The following is a 16,727-nucleotide window of genomic DNA, read 5'->3' as shown; positions in this document are numbered from 1 at the left end:
CCTCCCGGCACCGCTTCAGCGGCCCGCGTAGGCCGGACGGCGCGTATCGTACTCGCCGGCACCGGCCGGGGCCAGCGACTCGGAGAACTCGGCGACATCGGTGTCCGGGGGCAGCAGCATGAACACCTTGGTGGTGACCTTGTCGATGGAACCCCGCAGCGCGAACGCCAGACCGGCGGCGAAGTCGACCAGGCGGCGCGCGTCGGCGTCGTCCATCTCGGTCATGTCCAGGATGACAGGCTTACCCTCGCGGTACTTCTCGCCGATGACCCGGGCCTCGCTGAACCCGTTGAGCTTGATGGTGACCGGGCGGATGGCGCCGGCGGTCTCGTCACGCCGCACCTCGGCGCGGGGCTGCACGGCCAGCGCGCCCTGCGTCATCGAGTCCTCATAGGCCGGGCGGCCGTGGGTCGTCGAGTAGGCCGGGGCGGTGTAGGCCGGCTGGTCGTAGGCGGGCGCCTGGTCGACGGGCTCGTACTCCTCACGGAGACGGCCGTGCTCGTCGTACTCGTCCGCGTACTGGTCGCGGCGGCCGTCCTCCGGCGTGAGACCCAAGAATGCCCCCACCTTGCGCCATGAACTCATCGGGTCTGTTCCTTCCAGCTGAATCGGCCTACTGCCTGCGCCTCACCCCGGAGGCTATCGCCGGTGCGCACCCCGCTCGGGGAGACACACCGGCAGGTCGCGGCCCTCATGAGGGCCGCCCGGCGGTACCCGCCGCGTCCATCCAGACCACGCCGGCCAGCCGCCCCGTGGGGGCCTGCCGGCGATGGCTGTACAACTCGGGATCGGTGATGGTGCAACGCTTGTCGACCGCCACCCCGGCCACCCCGCGCTCCCGCAACCGACGCGACAGCCCGGCCCGCAGATCGAGACCCGGCGTGCCGCGGCCGGTGGTGCAGGCCGCCCCGGGCAGGGCCGCCTCCACCTCGTCCCGCATCGCCGCGGGCACCTCGTAACAGCGACCGCAGGCGGCCGGCCCGAGCAGCACCTCGATCGACCCGACCCGCGCCCCCGCGGCCACCATCGCCTCGACCATGCGGTCGGCGATGCCATCGCTCGCCCCCCGGCGACCGGCGTGCACGGCGGCGACCACCCCGGCCTGCGGATCGCCGGCCAGCATCGGGACGCAGTCCGCGACCAGGACGGCCAGCGCCAGCCCGGGGATCGCGGTGACGACGCCGTCGGTGGCCGGCAGCGGGCCGGTGACCGGTCCGGTCACCGTGGCCACCGTCGTCCCGTGCACCTGGTCCATCCAGACGACGGACCCTGGCCGGACCCCGAGACCAGCCGCCAACCGGGCCCGGTTGGCGGCCACGGCGCGCGGGTCGTCACCGACGTGGTCCCCGAGGTTGAACGAGTCGTAGGGCCGGCGGGACACCCCGCCGCGCCGCGTGGTCAGCACCCGGCGGATGCGGAGCGTCGCCGTGCGGCGGTCCGGACGCGCCGAACCGGCCGCCCCCACGGGGGACGGCCGGTCGGCGGTGGTCCGGTCGGCGCTCAGGGCGTCACGCTCAACGCCGCATGAAGGACGGGATGTCGACCCCGTCGTCCTCGGGCTCGGCGTGCTGGCCACGGCCGGCCGGGACGGACGGCTGCTGCTGTCCGGCGGGACGGCCGTACTGCTGGCCGTAGGCCGGGGGCTGACCGGCCGGCTCGTAGCCGCGCTGCGGCGGGTACTGCTGGCCGGGAGTGCTCGGCTGGGCCGGGACCTGGCCGTAGGACGGGGCCGGGCGCTCGGCCGGGGCCTCGGCGTAGGCCGGCTGCGGGGCCGGAGCCTGGGCCGGGGCGGCGGTGCGCGACGGCGCCTCCGGGAATCCGGCGAACGCACCGGCCCGCTGGTACCCGCCACCGGCAGGCGCGGCGGACTGCGGGGCCGGCTGGGAGGAGAAGCCGTTGGACGAGCCACCGGCCGCCGGCCGGCGCTGCTCCAGGGTGGGCGGCAGCACCGACGGGGTCGAGTCGAAACCGGCGGCGATGACGGTCACCCGCACCTCGTCGCCGAGCGAATCGTCGATGACGGTGCCGAAGATGATGTTGGCGTCCTCGTGGGCCGCCTCCTGCACCAGCGAGGCGGCCTCGTTGATCTCGAACAGTCCGAGGTCGCTGCCACCGGCGATGGACAGCAGCACGCCGTGCGCCCCGTCCATCGACGCCTCGAGCAGCGGCGAGTTGACGGCCTTCTGCGCGGCCTGGACCGCGCGGCCCTCGCCGCGGGCCGACCCGATGCCCATCAGCGCGGTGCCGGCCCCGGCCATGACCGACTTGACGTCGGCGAAGTCGACGTTGATCAGGCCCGGGGTGGTGATGAGGTCGGTGATGCCCTGGACACCGTTGAGCAGCACCTCGTCGGCGGAGCGGAAGGCATCCATCAGCGAGACACCCATGTCGCCGAGCTGCAGCAGCCGGTCGTTGGGGATCACGATGAGCGTGTCGCACTCGTTGCGCAGTTCCTTGATGCCGTTTTCGGCCTGACCGCCCCGCCGCTTGCCCTCGAAGGCGAACGGGCGGGTCACGACGCCGATGGTCAGCGCGCCCAGTTTGCGGGCGATGGAGGCGACGACGGGGGCGCCACCGGTACCGGTGCCACCACCCTCCCCCGCGGTCACGAAGACCATGTCGGCCCCCTTGAGGACCTCCTCGATCTCCTCGCGGTGGTCCTCGGCGGCCTTGCGGCCGACGTCCGGGTTGGCGCCGGCGCCCAGGCCACGGGTCATCTCGCGGCCGACGTCCAGCTTGACGTCGGCGTCGCTCATCAGCAGCGCCTGCGCGTCGGTGTTGATCGCGATGAACTCGACGCCCCGGAGGCCGACCTCGATCATCCGATTGACGGCGTTCACGCCGCCGCCGCCGATGCCGACGACCTTGATCACGGCGAGGTAGTTGTGCGGTGGCGTCATGTCGCCCGTGCCTTTCTTTCCTGGTGCAGGGACCGGCGCCGGCCGCGCCAGGTCTGTGTCTCGGGTGTGCGGTGAGATGTGGGTGGAGCGGTGGTGCCGGTGCTGCCATACGCGGTGGAGCTCAAGTCCCTGGCGTGTCGAACTCTCAACCTCAACCAGAGCGTTATAGTTATGTCAACCTCGACTGCAACGAAAGGTAGGGCGCCCACCCCGCCCACCCGTGGAGGCGCGCCGGTGTGGCGCGCCCGGAATGCCGTGCCCCACCCGCCCCGCCGCCCTGGCCGCACCCGTGCCCCGGACCGACCCGGGTCGGCGCTCGAGCACGTCGAGCCCGGACGTCACGCAGGATGGAGCCATGACCTCCGACGGGACCGCCGCGGACCGACCTCAGCCACCGGCCGGCGCCGGTGGCCCGATCCGCGCACCGGCCCACCGGGTTTCGCCCCGCGCGCGTCGGTACTGGGCGGTGCGCGCGGCCCTGGGCTGGACCCCGCTGGTGGTCCTGGAGGCCGTCGCCCTGCTGGCGGACTGGCGCTTCCCGCCGCAGCCCGGACTGCTGCTGGCCGTCACCCTGCCGCTGGCCGTGCTCCACGTGGCCGTCATGCCACCCTGGCGGTACCGGGTGCACCGCTGGGAGATCACCGCGACAGATGTTCCCCGACAGTCCGTTCCGGCCCCGGACGTGCCCCCCGCGGTCTTCACCCGGTCCGGGTGGTGGACGCAGCGATGGCGCATCGCCCCGCTCTCCCGGGTGCAGACGGTCGACACCACCCGCGGCCCCCTGGCTCGGCTGTTCGGGCTGAGCACCGTCACCGTGACCACCGCCTCGGCCGCCGGACCGGTGGAGATCGCCGCTGTGGACAGCGATGTCGCCGAACGCATCGCGAGGACCGCGACGGATGCCGCCCAGGCCACCCGGGACGACGCCACATGAGCGCACCCATCGACGGCCAATGGCGGCGACTCGCCGGGGGGATGCTGCTCATCCAGCCGATCCGCGAGTTGCTGCGCTTCGTGCCGCTCCTGCTGGTGCTGCTGGTCGTCGGCCGCAGTACGTCCCGGCCGCCGTGGGAGTTCGCCGTCGCGGGTCTGGTCATCCTGTATGGCATCGGTCGGTTCGTCTCCACCCGGTGGCGGGTCACCGCGGACGCGGTCGAGGTCCGGCACGGCGTGTTCGGTCGGCGCGTGCTCACCGCGCCACGGGAACGGATCCGCAGCATCGACATCAGCGCCCACCCCCTGCAGCGACTGCTCGGGCTGGTACGCGTCCGGATCGGGACCGGGACGTCCGGTCCGGCGGCCCGCGGCGTCGAACTGGACGGGGTGTCGCGGGCCACGGCCGAGACGTTGCGCGCGGTGCTGCTCCACCACCGCGATGCCGACGACGGATCGGCGGACACGTCACCGCCGGCGGACCGGGGACGGGTGCTGGCCGCGTTCCGTCCGCGCTGGCTGCTCTACGGCCCGGCGACGCTCTCCGGGGTGGTCACCGCCGCCGCCGTCCTGGCCCTGGGACTGCGGCTGCTCAGCGAGGCCCAGGTGCGACCGACCGAGGTCGGCCCGATCGCCGCCGTGCTGCGTCACCTGTCCGCGCTCGACTGGTGGGCGATCGGGCTGCAGGTGCTCCTGGCCGTCCTGATCGTCACCACCCTGCTGTCGCTGGCCGGATACTGCCTGTCCTATTGGGGATTTCGTCTGGTGCGACACGCGGATTCCAGCGACGTGGGCGGCGACGGCAGCGCCCTGCAGACCAGCCGCGGCCTGCTGGCCACCCGGTCGACCACGATCGCCGAACACCGTCTGCACGGGATCGAGCGCATCGAACCACTGCTGTTGCGGGCCGTCCGGGGCGCCCGCCTCACCGCGGTCGCCACCGGACTGCAGGACGGCCGGAACGCATCCCGGGGCGCCGACGTCCTGCTGCCGCCGGTGCCGCGGGACGCGGTGCTGGACATCGAACGTCAGGTGCTGGCCGAGCCGGCCATCGACCCGGTGACGGTGACGTTGACGCCGCGGGGGCCGGCGGCCCGGCGGCGCCGGTACGTGCGGGCGCTGGCGGGAGTCGTCGCGCTCGCCGCGGCCGCCGGTCTGCTGTGGTGGCGGCACCTGGTACCCGGCTGGGTCCCGGTGGCCACCCTCGCACTCGTGCTGCCCGCCCTGCTGCTCGCCCGGGACCGGTTCGCGGCGCTCGGCCACGCGGTGCTGCCCGCCCGGCATCCCCGGTCCGACGGTCGGGTGCTGGTCAGCCGACTCGGCTCGCTGGTCCGCCGTCGGGTGACCCTGCGCCGCAGCGGAGTGATCGGCGCGGTGTGGCGCTCCAGCCCGTTCCAGCGGCGGGCCGGTCTGGTGACCCTGACGATCACCACCGCCGCCGGGACCCAGCGGTACCACCTGCCGGACCTGGACGACCGGGTCGCCCTGGAGGTGGCCGCCGATCTGGTGCCGGCCGTGGCCGCCTTCCGGTCCACCGAGACCGGATCGACACGCTGATCGACCAGCCGGCCCCCGATCGTCAGCAGTGCGAAAGAGGGTCTAGCGTGACGCCATGTCGCCACCCTCGGCCCCGGCCCAGGACCATCGGCAGACCGTCGACCGGCTGCGCGACAGCTACGCGGCCATCCCTCCCGGGACGCCGGTCCGCCTGGCCAAGCGGACCTCGAACCTGTTCCGCTCCCGCGCGCGGCGGGCCGCCCCCGGGTTGGACGTCAGCGGTCTGACCGGGGTGCTGCGCATCGACCCGGCCGCCCGTACCGCGGACGTGCAGGGCATGTGCACCTACGAGGACCTGGTCATCGCCACCCTGCCGTTCGGCCTGGCTCCGCTGGTGGTGCCCCAGCTGCGCACCATCACTGTCGGTGGGGCCGTCACCGGCGGCGGTATCGAGTCGTCGTCGTTCCGGTCGGGGCTCGTGCACGAGGGCATCACCGAGCTCGACATCCTCACCGGGGCCGGTGATGTGGTCACCGCCACCCCGGACAACGGGCACGCCGACCTCTACCGCGGTTTCCCGGTGTCCTACGGCACCCTCGGATACGCCACCCGCCTGCGGGTTCGACTGGAACCGGTCCAGCCGTTCGTCGCCCTGCGGAACGTGCGGTTCGGCTCGACCGCCGCCGTCCAGCAGGCGCTCGCCGACATCACCGCCGAGCGGGCCTTCGACGGCGAACCGGTGCACTACTGCGACGGTGTCGTGTTCGGGCCGGACGAGCAGTATCTGGTCCTCGGCCGGCAGACCGCGGAGCCGGGACCGGTCAGCGACTACACGGGCCGGCAGGTCTACTACCGCTCGTTGGCGCAGCGCCCGACCGACCGGTTGACCATCGGTGACTACCTGTGGCGCTGGGACACCGACTGGTTCTGGTGCTCCCGGGCGTTCGGCGTGCAGCACCCGCTGGTGCGCCCGCTGTGGCCCCGGCGGTGGCGCCGCAGCTCGGTCTACTCCCGACTCATCGCCCTGGACCAGCGCATCGGCTTGTCCGACGGGATCGAGCGGCTGCACGGGCGTCCCCCGGCCGAACGTGTCGTGCAGGACATCGAGGTGCCGGTCGATCGGACCGCCGCATTCCTCGACTGGTTCCTGGACACCGTGCCCATCGCCCCGGTGTGGTTGTGCCCGGTGCGGCAGAACCCGCCGCCCGCGGGACCCGACGGGATGACCGCGCCCGACCCCGCCTGGCCGCTGTACCCGATGCCGGTCGGCCGGACCTTCGTCAACGTCGGCTTCTGGTCGATGGTGCCCGGTGTCCCGGGCCAGCCGGACGGGGTGACCAACCGGGCCATCGAGAAGCGGGTCAGCGCCCTGGACGGACACAAGTCGCTCTACTCGCAGGCCTACTACGACCGCGACGAGTTCGACCGCCTCTACGGCGGCGAGCACTACCGGCAGCTCAAACGACGCTACGACCCGCAATCCCGGTTGCTGGACCTCTACGACAAGGCGGTGCGACGACAGTGACCCCTCCCCCGCTGGACATCCCGGACCCCGCCCGACCGCAACCCCGTCCGTGGCGACCCCGACGCACCGGACGGACGACACCCCGGACCGTGGCCGGACTGGTCGAGCTCGTCACCGCGGGTCCGCTGCCCGTCCGGATCACCGCGTTCGACGGCTCGGCCACCGGACCGGAGGACTCCCCCGTCGGGCTGCACGTGGCCGACCGCCGGGCCCTGACCTACCTGCTGGGCGCGCCCGGCGATCTGGGGTTGGCTCGGGCCTACGTCGCCGGCCACCTCCAGCCGGTCGGTGTCACCCATGGCAACCCGTACCCGCTGCTGCGGGCGCTGGCCGAGGGGCTGCGGCTGCGTCGGCCCGCCCTTGCCGATCTGCCCGACGCCGTCCGGGCGCTCGGGCTGGGGACCCTTCGTCCGATCGCCCCACCCCCGGAGGAGGCACCCGCCCGCTGGCGACGGGTCGCCGAGGGGCTGCGGCACTCGCACCGGCGGGACGCCGCGGCGATCAGCCGGCACTACGACGTGTCGAACACCTTCTACGAGTACGTCCTGGGCCCGTCGATGACCTACACCTGCGCGGTCTACACCGAGCCGCCGGCCGAGGTGCCCGCGGCGCTGACCGCGGCCCAGGAGGCCAAGCACGCCCTGGTGTTCGACAAGCTGGGACTGCAGCCCGGGCAGCGGCTGCTCGACGTGGGCTGTGGATGGGGAGCCATGGTGCGGCACGCGGCGCGTCGGGGGGTCCGGGCCCTGGGCGTCACCCTCTCCCGGGAGCAGGCCGAGTGGGCCCGGGCGGCGATCGTGCGGGACGGTCTGCAGGATCTCGCCGAGGTGCGCTACTGCGATTACCGGGACGTCCCCGAGGGGGGTTTCGACGCCGTCTCGTCGATCGGCCTGTCCGAACACGTCGGGGTGGCGAACTATCCGTCCTACTTCACCGCGCTGCACGAGCGGGTGCGGCCGGGCGGCCGGCTGCTGAACCACAGCATCACCCGCCCGACGAACGACAGCGACGTGCGGACCGAGCCGTTCATCGACCGCTACGTCTTCCCGGACGGGGAGCTGACCGGGTCGGGGCGGATGATCGTCGCCATGCAGGACGCCGGATGGGACGTCCGGCACTCCGAGAACCTGCGCGAGCACTACGCGCTCACCCTGCAGGGCTGGTGCGCCAACCTCGAGACCCACTGGGACGCCTGCGTCGCCGAGGTGGGGGTGGGCAAGGCCCGGGTCTGGGGGCTGTACATGGCGGCGTGCGCGGTGAGCTTCGAACGCGACCAGATCCAGTTGCATCAGGTGCTCGCCGTCCGGCCGCGGGACGACGGGTCCGCCGACGTGCCGCTGCGCCCCTGGTGGACGGGGTGATGACGGGCGCCGGGAATGCCTGGCCGCCGGCCCGGGTTGGCGACCTGAGGACCCCGAACCGCGCAGTGCACCGAAAGGCCAGTGCTTGAGCACCCCCACCACGTCCCGCATCCCGGCCGGATTCGTCCTGCTCCTGGGCGCCCTGGTCGCCATCGGACCGCTGACGATCGACCTCTACCTGGCCGCGTTCCCCCGCATCACCACCGACCTGGCCACCACCCCGGCCGCCGTGCAGTTCACCATCACAGCCACCCTGGCCGGGCTCGCGCTGGGGCAGTTGCTCATCGGTTCGCTCTCCGACGCGATGGGTCGACGTCGGCCCCTCATCGCCGGTCTCGTCCTGTACGTGGTGGCCTCGCTGGTCATCGTGATCGTGCCCAACGTCGGCCTGCTGGCCACCGCGCGGTTCGCCCAGGGCCTCGGCGCCTCGGCCGGCATGGTGCTGTCCATGGCCATCGTCCGGGACCGCTTCGAGGGCGTGCAGGTCGGAAAGGTCCTGGCCCGTCTGATGCTGGTGGTCGGCGTGGCCCCGGCGCTGGCCCCGCTCATCGGCGCCCAGTTCCTGCTGCTGGGCACCTGGCGGTGGATGTTCGTCGCGCTGGCCGGGTTCGGTGTCCTGCTGCTGGTCCTCGCCGTGTTCGTGGTCCCCGAATCGCTCCCGGCCGATCGTCGACGGGCCGGCGGGGTGGGCCCGGCCGTCAAGTCCTATCTCGGGCTGCTGGGTGACCGGACGTTCATGGCGTTGGCCCTGCTCAGCGGGTTCTCGATGGCCGGCATCTTCACCTACGTCTCGACCGCCACGTTCGTCTACCAGGGCGAGTTCGGGCTCAGCACCCAGCAGTTCGCCTTGTTGTTCGCCTCGGGCGCCGTCGCCATCACGGCCGGCACCCAGCTCAACGGTCTGCTGGTCGGACGCGTCGCCCCCACCCGCATCCTGACGGTGGCCGTCTGCGTCTCGCTGGTCGTCGCGGTCGCGCTGGTCGTGTTCGCGCTGACCGGGGCCGGTCTCGTCCCGCTGGTGATCGCCCTGCTGGGCACGCTGCTCTGCGCCGGCATCCTGCTCCCCGCGGTCCCGGTGATCGCCCTGGAGGCCAACGCGCATCGCGCCGGCAGCGCCGCCGCCCTGCTCGGCGCCGTGCAGTTCGGGGTGGGCGCCGCCGCTGCTCCGCTGACCGGCCTGTTCGGGGGCGGCTCGGAATCGATGGCGATCGTCATGTCCAGTGCCGCCGCGGTGACCGGTCTGCTCGTCCTCGTCGCCCGTCGCGGCTTCCCCGCGACGCCCCGGGCCGAGAAGGTGCTCGCCACCGGGTGACCCGAACCGGGTCGCACGTCGATCCGAGCGCTGCGGACCGGGCCGATCGGTGAGAATCGGCCCGTGAGGCTGACCCTGGACGTCGACACCTGGTGGAGCGCGGTCGTCTCCGTGCTGCTCCTGTTGCTGTTGGCGTCCCTGCCGATCGTCGGCTGGATCCTGGTCAACCGCATCGCCGACCGCCGCCCCTCGCTGGGTCAGCTGGAACTCGGCCCCCGGCGCAGCGGCGTGCTCCTGGCCCGGGTGGGAGCGGTACTGCTGGGTCTGGCCGTCGTCCTGCTCGTGGTCGGCGTGCTCGGCCTGTGGTCGACGTCGTCCGACGGGGCCCGGCACACCTGGGGTTGGGTGACCGTCGTCGGCCTGTTCGGCGCCTTCGGAGCCGCCGCCCTCGGTGCTCTGGGATGGGCCCTGTCGCAACGGGCCGCGTGGGTCTTCCTGGCCCTCATCGTGTTCCTCGACGTCGAGATCGTCCTGATCAGCACCCTGGTCGACCTGACCGATCCCAACGATCTCTCGCTCGTCGTGCTGCTGGCGTTCGTCACCCACGCGGTGTGCAGCGCCGTGACCAGCCGCTGGTCGTTCACCGCCCGCCTGCACGGGCCGGTCGAGCAGGCCAAGGCCGGGGAGGCCGGACGGTCCATCGCCGCCGTCTGGGTGTTCCTGACGGCCTACACCCTGCTCAGCATGATCACCGCGGACGAGGGCATTTTCGGGTCCACCGCCGGATCCGCGGTCACCGGCGCGCTGACCCTCGGCGCCCTCGGCGCGACCATGGGCAGCGGTTACACCAAGTACGTGGAGGCGATGAACGCCGGCGGACCGCGCGTCGACCCGGCCACGGCGGTTGCCGCCCGACCGACCCCGCCGACCGCTACCGCCCCCGGGCCACCGGAGACCGGCGAGGCCGCCGAACCGAGCGGCTGAGCACCGGGCAGACTGGACGGGTGTCCGAGCAGCGAATCGCCAGCCCGTCCGTGCGCGTGTCCGGTCCCGAACGGCTGGCCGACCTGGGCGTCACCGCCGATCAGCTGACCCGGGCGCTGCTCGAGGGCGACCGGCTGGCCCGCCGCACGTCGCGCCACGACCCGCCCATCCTGGAGGGCCTGCTGCGGTGGGCGATGTCGACCCGGTCGCTGCGGGACGAGCTGGTGCCGCTGGGGTGGCACTTCGACAACCCCCGCAACCTGGCCCGGACGATCTCCCCCCGGCACGACACCGCGATCGTCGTCACCACCGGGGACGAGGGCGTGGGCGACCCGACCCGGGACCCGGGGACCCGGCACGCCAAGGGCAGCGCGACCGAGTGGGCCATCATCGGCGGTCAGCTGACCTTCGGCGGGCCGAGCCAGGACCAACCGGGCCTGCCGTTCGAGGAGCTGGTCCCCGGCCCGATGCAGACCTGGTTCCTGCTGTTCGCCGTGGTCGGCGATCAGCTGCGCGCCGAACTGTCACTCCCTCGCTCCTACGGCGACGGGCGGATGCTGAGCTGGCGGGAGCGCATCATGCTCCCGCAGCTGCGTCGTCTACCCCCGGGCTGACACCGCTTCCCGGACGTGGCCTGCGGGTCAGGTCGTCGGTGCGGCGACCGGTTCGCCGGCCGGCGACGGGGCCGGCTGGGTCGGCAGGCTCGGACCGGAGCCGGCGACCGGGATCGGACCGGCGTCGGCGACGTCCGCCGTCGGCGGGTCCAGACGCCGTGGACGGGTGGGGGTGATGCGGTCGCCCATGGTCATCGGTGGAACCTTTCGTCCCTGGCGTCGCGCCGACGGGCGTTCCGCGGTGACCGACGTCCGCTGTTGACGTCGTCGTGCTGAACCGGAGGGGTGGCGGGCGAGCCCGGCTTCGCAACTCGCGCAGCGCCGGTGCCGCACCTTTGCTCCGAATTTACCTACGGATCTGGGGGTTCCCCGAGGACGCCGGTCCACACGCCACCCGCCGCTGCGCAGACCGGGCGTTCGGGTGGTTGGCCGGTGACCCCGCGTTGCCGCCGGAGGGCGCCCGTCACCCGTCCGGACCGTCGGCCGCCAGCAGCCCGCCGCGGGTGTCGAGTGCTACCGGCGGGCCACCCAGGCGCGGGCCTGCTCGATGCGGGCGTCGTCGTCCCCGGGACGCCGGTCGCGGAAGAACTCGTCGGCCACGAAGTCCCGGTAGCCCTGCGCACCGATCATCTCGACGAAGGGACCGACCTGGCTGCGCTGCGCCTGCAGCGCGGCGACCTTGCGGTTCAGCAGCGGACCCGAGCAGCGCAGCCAGACGGCCAGCTCGTCCTCCGCCGTGGTCTCCGGCCGGAGGTCGGCCACCATCATCACCGCGGCCGGGTCGAAGAGCGCAGCGCGCTCGGCCTGCCACCGGGCCGACTTGGTCGCGTACAGCAGCCGAGGCCTGGGCTCGGACGACGGCTCGGCGGCCAGGCGGTCGAGCGCGAGGGTGGTCCACCGGCAGGCGGCGCGGTGGTCGGGGTGGCCGGTGCCGCCGTCCGGCCCGAAGGTCAGCACGGTGTCCGGGCGCACGTCGCGGATCAGGGCCACGAGGCGATCGGCCGCCTCGTCGTCGGGCACGTCGGCGCAGCCGCCGTCCGGGTAGTCCCAGAACCGGTGCTCGGTGACGCCCAGTACAGCCAGGCAGTCGGCCAGTTCGGCCGTGCGGACGGCGGCCCGCTCGGCCGGGCTGCGCGGGTCGTCGAGGGCGAACCCCTCCTCGCCGCGGGTCGCGGTCACGCACACGACCCGCCGGCCGCGGTCCACCGAGAGGGCGAGCAGCCCGGCGGCCCCGTAGGCCTCGTCGTCGGGGTGCGCGAACACGGCCAGCACGTCACCCAGGTCGAGGGTGGCCGGATCGTCGGGTTCCCGCGTGCCACTGGCAGTCATGGGGCCAGCATCCCCCACGGTCGGTCGGGTCCGGCCCGCTGGTCCCGTGCGGGTGGTTCCGGCGTGACGGTGATCATCCCGGCGGCCAGCGATGCGAACGGCGGTTTACGGTCGGCAGGCGCGGGCTACCGGACGGTGGTCCCTCGGCCGCCGGCCGACCCGCCCCGGACGACCCGAAGGAATTGCATGTCACCCGACGCCCCGACTGCCCGCATGCTCGACATCGGGTGGGCCCGCATCCGCGTCGACGTCCGGACCGGAACGTCCGACCAGCGCCCAATGGTCCTGCTCAACGGCATCGGGGCGGCCCTGGAGGTGCTGCAACCGCTCGTCGACGCCCTCGGCCGGGAGGTCACCACCATCCGCCTGGACGTCCCGGGCACCGGAGAGTCGCCCCCGCTGCCGTTGCCGTACGGGATGGTGCAGATGTCGTGGCTGGTCGACGCCGTGGTGCGTCGGCTGCACCCGGGCCCGGTCGACCTGCTCGGCTACTCGTGGGGCGGGGCGCTGGCCCAGCAGATGGCCGTGCAGTTCCCCCGCCGGTACCGCCGGCTGATCCTCATCAGCACCAGCCCGGGCGCCCTGTCGATCCCGGGCAGCCCGACCGGCTTCGCCACCATGCTCACGCCCCGGCGGTTCGAGGACCCCGAAGAGGTGGCGGCGTTGTCGGCCCTGCTCGGCAGCGGCCGCGGAACGGCCGACTCCGTGGCCGCGGCCCAGCGGGCCGGCCGCTGGGATACGGCCGAACCGGCCCGGATGGCCGGCGCCGGCATCGGCTACGGGCACCAGCTCGCGGCCCTGGCGACGTGGACCAGCCTGCCGTTCCTCCCGCTGCTGCGGCAGCCCACCCTGCTCATCAGTGGCGACGACGACCCCATCGTCCCGGCCGCCAACAGCCGCCTCATCGCCGATCTCGTCCCCGGGTCGGTCGTGCACCTGATCCCCGGTGACCACACCGAGATCATCACCGCCGCACGGGAGATCGCCGCGCTGATCACCGCGTTCCGGGAGAGCAGCCTGGACGCCGCCTCCTGATCGACGCCGGCGGCCGGCGGTTCCGGCCCGCTGCAACCGGGCGGGGGGCCGGTACCGTCCTGAGGTCATGGCGACCCGTCGATCCAACCGTGCGGTGACCGCAGCCACAGCGGCCACCCTCGGCGTCACCCTCGTCGTGGTGGTCGGTTGCGCGGCGCCTCCCCTCCCCCGGAGTCAGCCGACGGCGGCGCCACCGGCCTCGACGTCCCCGGCGGCGCCGACCACCTTCCCGGACACCGCGGCCGGCGGGGTGCCACCCGGTGCCGTCGAGACCGTCTTGGTCTCCGAGGCCGAGGCTGCCGCCCGGGCAGCGGCACCCCCGGTCATGGTCATCGACGCGACGGTCCCCCTCGGGCCCGACCACGTGTGCGCGGGCGTCGATGGCATGGCTTCCGACCCCACCCGCTTGTCGGCCACGGACGACGTCGCCGGGATCGTCGTCTGCGATTCGCAGTGGGCCTACCTGCTCGGTGACGGGACCTGGCGGGTGACGAGCGAACACCGGGTTCCGGAGGCGGACCTGACCACCGTGGCCGACGCCCTGCGCCACCCGGACGAGGTCGCGGAACCGGACACCGCCTGCTCGCTGATCCACATCGAGACGCCCGCGGTGACCGTCGAGACGATGGACGGCCGACGGCTGAATGCTTCGGTCCCGCGGGATCCCTGCCACCCGCAGCGGGACGTCCTCGAAGTGCTGGGCGGTGTGGTCACCGGTCAATCGGCCGAGAACCGTTGGCGGACCGAACGCCTGCAGACCGATGCGGAGCTCACCTCGAGCTGCCGGCCGCAGGAGGAGAAGGTCGGCGTCATCAGCGGTGACGGGCTCACCCAACCACCGGCGAACGCGGCGCCACTGACCGTGCCCCCGGAGGCGGCGGACAGCGGCGCCGCGGCGTGCCTCTACGGCCCCGCCGGTCCGCCGGCCGAGCCGGGGACGCTGGACCTGGTCGCTCAGGGCACCGTCGACGCCGCGCTGCGGGACCGGCTGATCGCGTCGGTCACCCGAACCCAGCCGGCCGACCGACCCGGGTGCACCCCGGCCGACCCGTGGGCCGGCACCGCCGAGGGCGACACCCACCTCGTGCTGGCCTCGCCGGTGACCGAGTGGGAGGGCGTGCCGCAACCCGGGTACCCGTTCCTCGCCCTCGAGACCGGCCCGTGTGCCAGGGTTCTCGACGGCGGCTACCAACTCGCCGGGTGGGCCGACCCGGCGGTCGCGGAACAGGTCAGGGCCGTCGCCCGGGGGTGACGACGGGTCACCCCGGTTCGGTCACCGGTCCCGGATAGGCGACGACCAGACGGCCGGCCAACGCCGCGGCGTCGGCGGCATCAGCGTTCGGCCCGAGCGCCCCGGCTGCGTCGGTGAGCGCTCCCGCGAGGGCGAGGACGACCAGACCGTGGACGAAGCCCCAACTGGCCAGGGTCCGGTCGGCGACGACCTCCGCGGGAGCCATCGGGTCCTGGGCCTGGACCGCGCGGCGCAACGCCTCCAGCGCCCGGCGTTTGGCGTTGCGCAACTCCGGGTCGTCACCGCGCAGCTCCCCGGGCCGGAACATCAGATCGAACAGCGCCGGGTGGGCGCAGCCGAACGCCACGTACGCCTGTCCCAGCCGGTCGACCGACACCGGATGCGACCCGTCCGACGCCTGCTCCAGCGCATCGCCCAGCGCCCGGAACCCGTCGGCCGCGGCCGCCGTCAGCAGCCCGGCCCGGTCGCCGAAGTGGTACTGCGGGGCCGCGTGGGACACCCCGGCGCGGCGGGCGACGGCCCGCAGGCTCACCGCCGCGCGACCGTGGTCGGCGAGTTCGGCGTGGGTGGCCGCGAGTAGCCGGGCGCGGGCGCCCCCGTCGTCGTCGACCTGGGTCATCGGATCTCCCTCCCGGCGGACCGTTCCGAGAATCATCCCCGATGGCCCCTTGACACTGTCATACGGCGCGCCCACACTGACGGGGTTGACAGTGTCAAGTAGCCGTCCCGGGCTCCGGTCCGGACGGAACGGGGAGGCCCATCATGACCACACCCTCACGCCCACAGCCGACATCGCCCGCGCTCCTGGTGGGCGACGCCGACCGCGCCCGCACCCAGGACCGACTCACGCGAGCCGTCGGGCTGGGCGAGCTGACCCTGGCCGAGTTCGACGATCGCGTGCAGGCGGCGTTCCGCGCCCGGACGGCGGACGACCTCCACTTCCTGCTGGCGGACCTGCCGTCCGCCGGCGTCGGCTCCCCGGGCCTGTCCGCCTGGTCACCGCCGACGGCGCCGCTGGTCGCGGGGTCGCTGCAGATCGACCCCCGGCCGCACCGCCCGGCAGGTCCGCCCGGCCGGGCCGTTCGGCCGGTGACCGACGCCTGGGTCCGCTGGGCCGCCCTGGCCACACTGCTGATCGCCATCTGGGTCGCCGTGGGCATCCCGACGGGCGCCTGGTACCCGTGGCCGATTTGGCCCATCCTCGGCACCGCGGTGTGTGCCGTGCGGCAGACCGTGGAGCAGGGCCGGGTGGCCCGGACGTCGGTCGGGACCTGACTCCGGGACTGCAGACGAAGCGGGCCGGCGTCCTGATCGCCCGTCGCGCCTACCGTGGCGCGGATGAGCGTCCCCCCGCCGGTTCCGGCCAGACCTGTCAGCCGCACCACCTGGCTCGGGCCGGCCCGCGCGGCGGACGATCCCGCCACGCCGCTGCTGGTCCTGCTGCACGGCTACGGCTCACACGAGGGACACATGCTCGCCCTCGCCCCGGCCCTGCAGATGTTCCTGCCCGGCGTCAGCGCCCGGGTCCTGGCCGTCCGCGGATCCTTCCCGGCCACCGAACGGCGACTGGCCGGCGGATCGGCCTGGTTCCCGGGCCCGCTGATGGAACAGCCACCGGCCGCGGACATCGCGCTGGTCGCCGACCGGGTCGCCGATGCCATCCGCACCCACGCCGCGCCCCGCGGTCCGGTGGTGGTCGCCGGGTTCTCCCAGGGCATGTGCACCGCCATCACCGTGCTGCGCCGGCATCCCGCACTGATCACCGGGCTGGTGGGGCTCAGCGGCTACCTGTACGACACCGTCGAACCCGGAGACGCCGAACTGGCAGTGCGGACGACGGCCGGCCACGGCATCCCCGCCTTCGTCGGGTACGACCCGGCCGATCCACGGGTGCCGGCGGTGGCCCGGCAATGGGCGGTCGACTTCCTGCGCGCCCACACCGCTCTCACCGAACGGACCTATCCGGGGATGGGGCACAGTGTGGCCCCGGCCGAGGTGATGGACGTGGCCGGCTTCCTCCGATCGTTGCTGACCGACTGAGAACC

At 73.6% G+C, this 16,727-nt stretch carries 18 protein-coding genes; 11 read left to right on the top strand and 7 right to left on the bottom strand.

Features of this window, described 5'->3' with window-relative positions; all coding sequences use genetic code 11:
• Positions 1-15: 15 nt before the first annotated feature.
• The 3 genes from FDO65_RS23240 to ftsZ form a co-directional block, all read right to left on the bottom strand.
• Positions 16-555 (bottom strand): cell division protein SepF, encoded by a 540-nt coding sequence (locus FDO65_RS23240; protein WP_240757338.1) that lies wholly within the window; start codon positions 553-555, stop codon positions 16-18.
• 136 nt (positions 556-691) lie between these two features.
• Complete coding sequence (gene pgeF / locus FDO65_RS00240; RefSeq protein WP_240757337.1) at positions 692-1,405, bottom strand: peptidoglycan editing factor PgeF; 714 nt, start codon at positions 1,403-1,405, stop codon at positions 692-694.
• Positions 1,406-1,514: 109 nt separating this feature from the next.
• Positions 1,515-2,900 carry a cell division protein FtsZ gene (ftsZ, locus tag FDO65_RS00235; RefSeq protein ID WP_137447506.1) on the bottom strand — a complete coding sequence of 462 codons (1,386 nt, stop codon included), beginning with the start codon at positions 2,898-2,900 and terminating at the stop codon, positions 1,515-1,517.
• 355 nt (positions 2,901-3,255) lie between these two features.
• Between ftsZ and FDO65_RS00230 the strand changes: the two genes are divergently transcribed.
• From FDO65_RS00230 to FDO65_RS00200, 7 genes are all read left to right on the top strand, one after another.
• Positions 3,256-3,834 (top strand): PH domain-containing protein, encoded by a 579-nt coding sequence (locus FDO65_RS00230; protein ID WP_137447505.1) that lies wholly within the window; start codon positions 3,256-3,258, stop codon positions 3,832-3,834.
• A complete protein-coding gene (locus tag FDO65_RS00225) occupies positions 3,831-5,390 on the top strand; it encodes a PH domain-containing protein (RefSeq protein WP_137447504.1) in 1,560 nt (519 codons plus the stop codon). The genes FDO65_RS00230 and FDO65_RS00225 overlap by 4 nt, the downstream gene beginning before the upstream one ends.
• 55 nt (positions 5,391-5,445) lie before the next feature.
• Positions 5,446-6,855, top strand: a complete 1,410-nt coding sequence (locus FDO65_RS00220; protein WP_137447503.1) for an FAD-binding protein — start codon at positions 5,446-5,448, stop codon at positions 6,853-6,855.
• 89 nt (positions 6,856-6,944) lie between these two features.
• Positions 6,945-8,216 (top strand): class I SAM-dependent methyltransferase, encoded by a 1,272-nt coding sequence (locus FDO65_RS00215; protein ID WP_240757336.1) that lies wholly within the window; start codon positions 6,945-6,947, stop codon positions 8,214-8,216.
• An 85-nt stretch (positions 8,217-8,301) separates the two neighbouring features.
• On the top strand, positions 8,302-9,528 hold the full coding sequence (locus tag FDO65_RS00210) for a multidrug effflux MFS transporter (protein WP_137447502.1): 1,227 nt from the start codon (positions 8,302-8,304) through the stop codon (positions 9,526-9,528).
• A 63-nt stretch (positions 9,529-9,591) separates the two neighbouring features.
• Complete coding sequence (locus FDO65_RS00205) at positions 9,592-10,452, top strand: hypothetical protein (protein WP_137447501.1); 861 nt, start codon at positions 9,592-9,594, stop codon at positions 10,450-10,452.
• A gap of 20 nt (positions 10,453-10,472) precedes the next feature.
• Positions 10,473-11,066, top strand: a complete 594-nt coding sequence (locus tag FDO65_RS00200; protein WP_137447500.1) for a hypothetical protein — start codon at positions 10,473-10,475, stop codon at positions 11,064-11,066.
• Between the two features lie 27 nt (positions 11,067-11,093).
• Here the strand turns inward: FDO65_RS00200 and FDO65_RS21955 are convergent, their stop codons facing one another.
• Entirely contained in the window at positions 11,094-11,261 is a 168-nt protein-coding gene (locus FDO65_RS21955) for a hypothetical protein (protein ID WP_166441981.1), read from the bottom strand.
• 318 nt (positions 11,262-11,579) lie between these two features.
• Complete coding sequence (locus FDO65_RS00195) at positions 11,580-12,395, bottom strand: PIG-L deacetylase family protein (RefSeq protein WP_137447499.1); 816 nt, start codon at positions 12,393-12,395, stop codon at positions 11,580-11,582.
• A 186-nt stretch (positions 12,396-12,581) separates the two neighbouring features.
• Between FDO65_RS00195 and FDO65_RS00190 the strand changes: the two genes are divergently transcribed.
• On the top strand, positions 12,582-13,430 hold the full coding sequence (locus tag FDO65_RS00190) for an alpha/beta fold hydrolase (protein WP_137447498.1): 849 nt from the start codon (positions 12,582-12,584) through the stop codon (positions 13,428-13,430).
• A 174-nt stretch (positions 13,431-13,604) separates the two neighbouring features.
• Here the strand turns inward: FDO65_RS00190 and FDO65_RS21950 are convergent, their stop codons facing one another.
• Entirely contained in the window at positions 13,605-13,763 is a 159-nt protein-coding gene (locus FDO65_RS21950; protein WP_166441980.1) for a hypothetical protein, read from the bottom strand.
• A gap of 52 nt (positions 13,764-13,815) precedes the next feature.
• Here FDO65_RS21950 and FDO65_RS00185 point away from each other — a divergent pair, with 52 nt between their 5' ends.
• Positions 13,816-14,682, top strand: coding sequence for a hypothetical protein (locus tag FDO65_RS00185; RefSeq protein ID WP_137447497.1), 867 nt, complete (start codon positions 13,816-13,818; stop codon positions 14,680-14,682).
• A 7-nt stretch (positions 14,683-14,689) separates the two neighbouring features.
• Here FDO65_RS00185 and FDO65_RS00180 read toward each other — a convergent pair whose 3' ends face one another.
• Positions 14,690-15,301: a TetR/AcrR family transcriptional regulator gene (locus FDO65_RS00180; RefSeq protein ID WP_137447496.1), complete on the bottom strand. Its 612-nt coding sequence runs from the start codon at positions 15,299-15,301 to the stop codon at positions 14,690-14,692.
• Positions 15,302-15,444: 143 nt separating this feature from the next.
• Between FDO65_RS00180 and FDO65_RS00175 the strand changes: the two genes are divergently transcribed.
• Positions 15,445-15,957 (top strand): DUF1707 SHOCT-like domain-containing protein, encoded by a 513-nt coding sequence (locus FDO65_RS00175; protein WP_137447495.1) that lies wholly within the window; start codon positions 15,445-15,447, stop codon positions 15,955-15,957.
• Between the two features lie 63 nt (positions 15,958-16,020).
• Positions 16,021-16,722: an alpha/beta hydrolase gene (locus tag FDO65_RS00170; RefSeq protein WP_137447494.1), complete on the top strand. Its 702-nt coding sequence runs from the start codon at positions 16,021-16,023 to the stop codon at positions 16,720-16,722.
• Positions 16,723-16,727: the final 5 nt, after the last annotated feature.

This window comes from Nakamurella flava, assembly GCF_005298075.1.
In the GTDB taxonomy this organism is placed as follows: domain Bacteria; phylum Actinomycetota; class Actinomycetes; order Mycobacteriales; family Nakamurellaceae; genus Nakamurella; species Nakamurella flava.
This window is presented reverse-complemented; position numbering and strand designations above follow the sequence as displayed.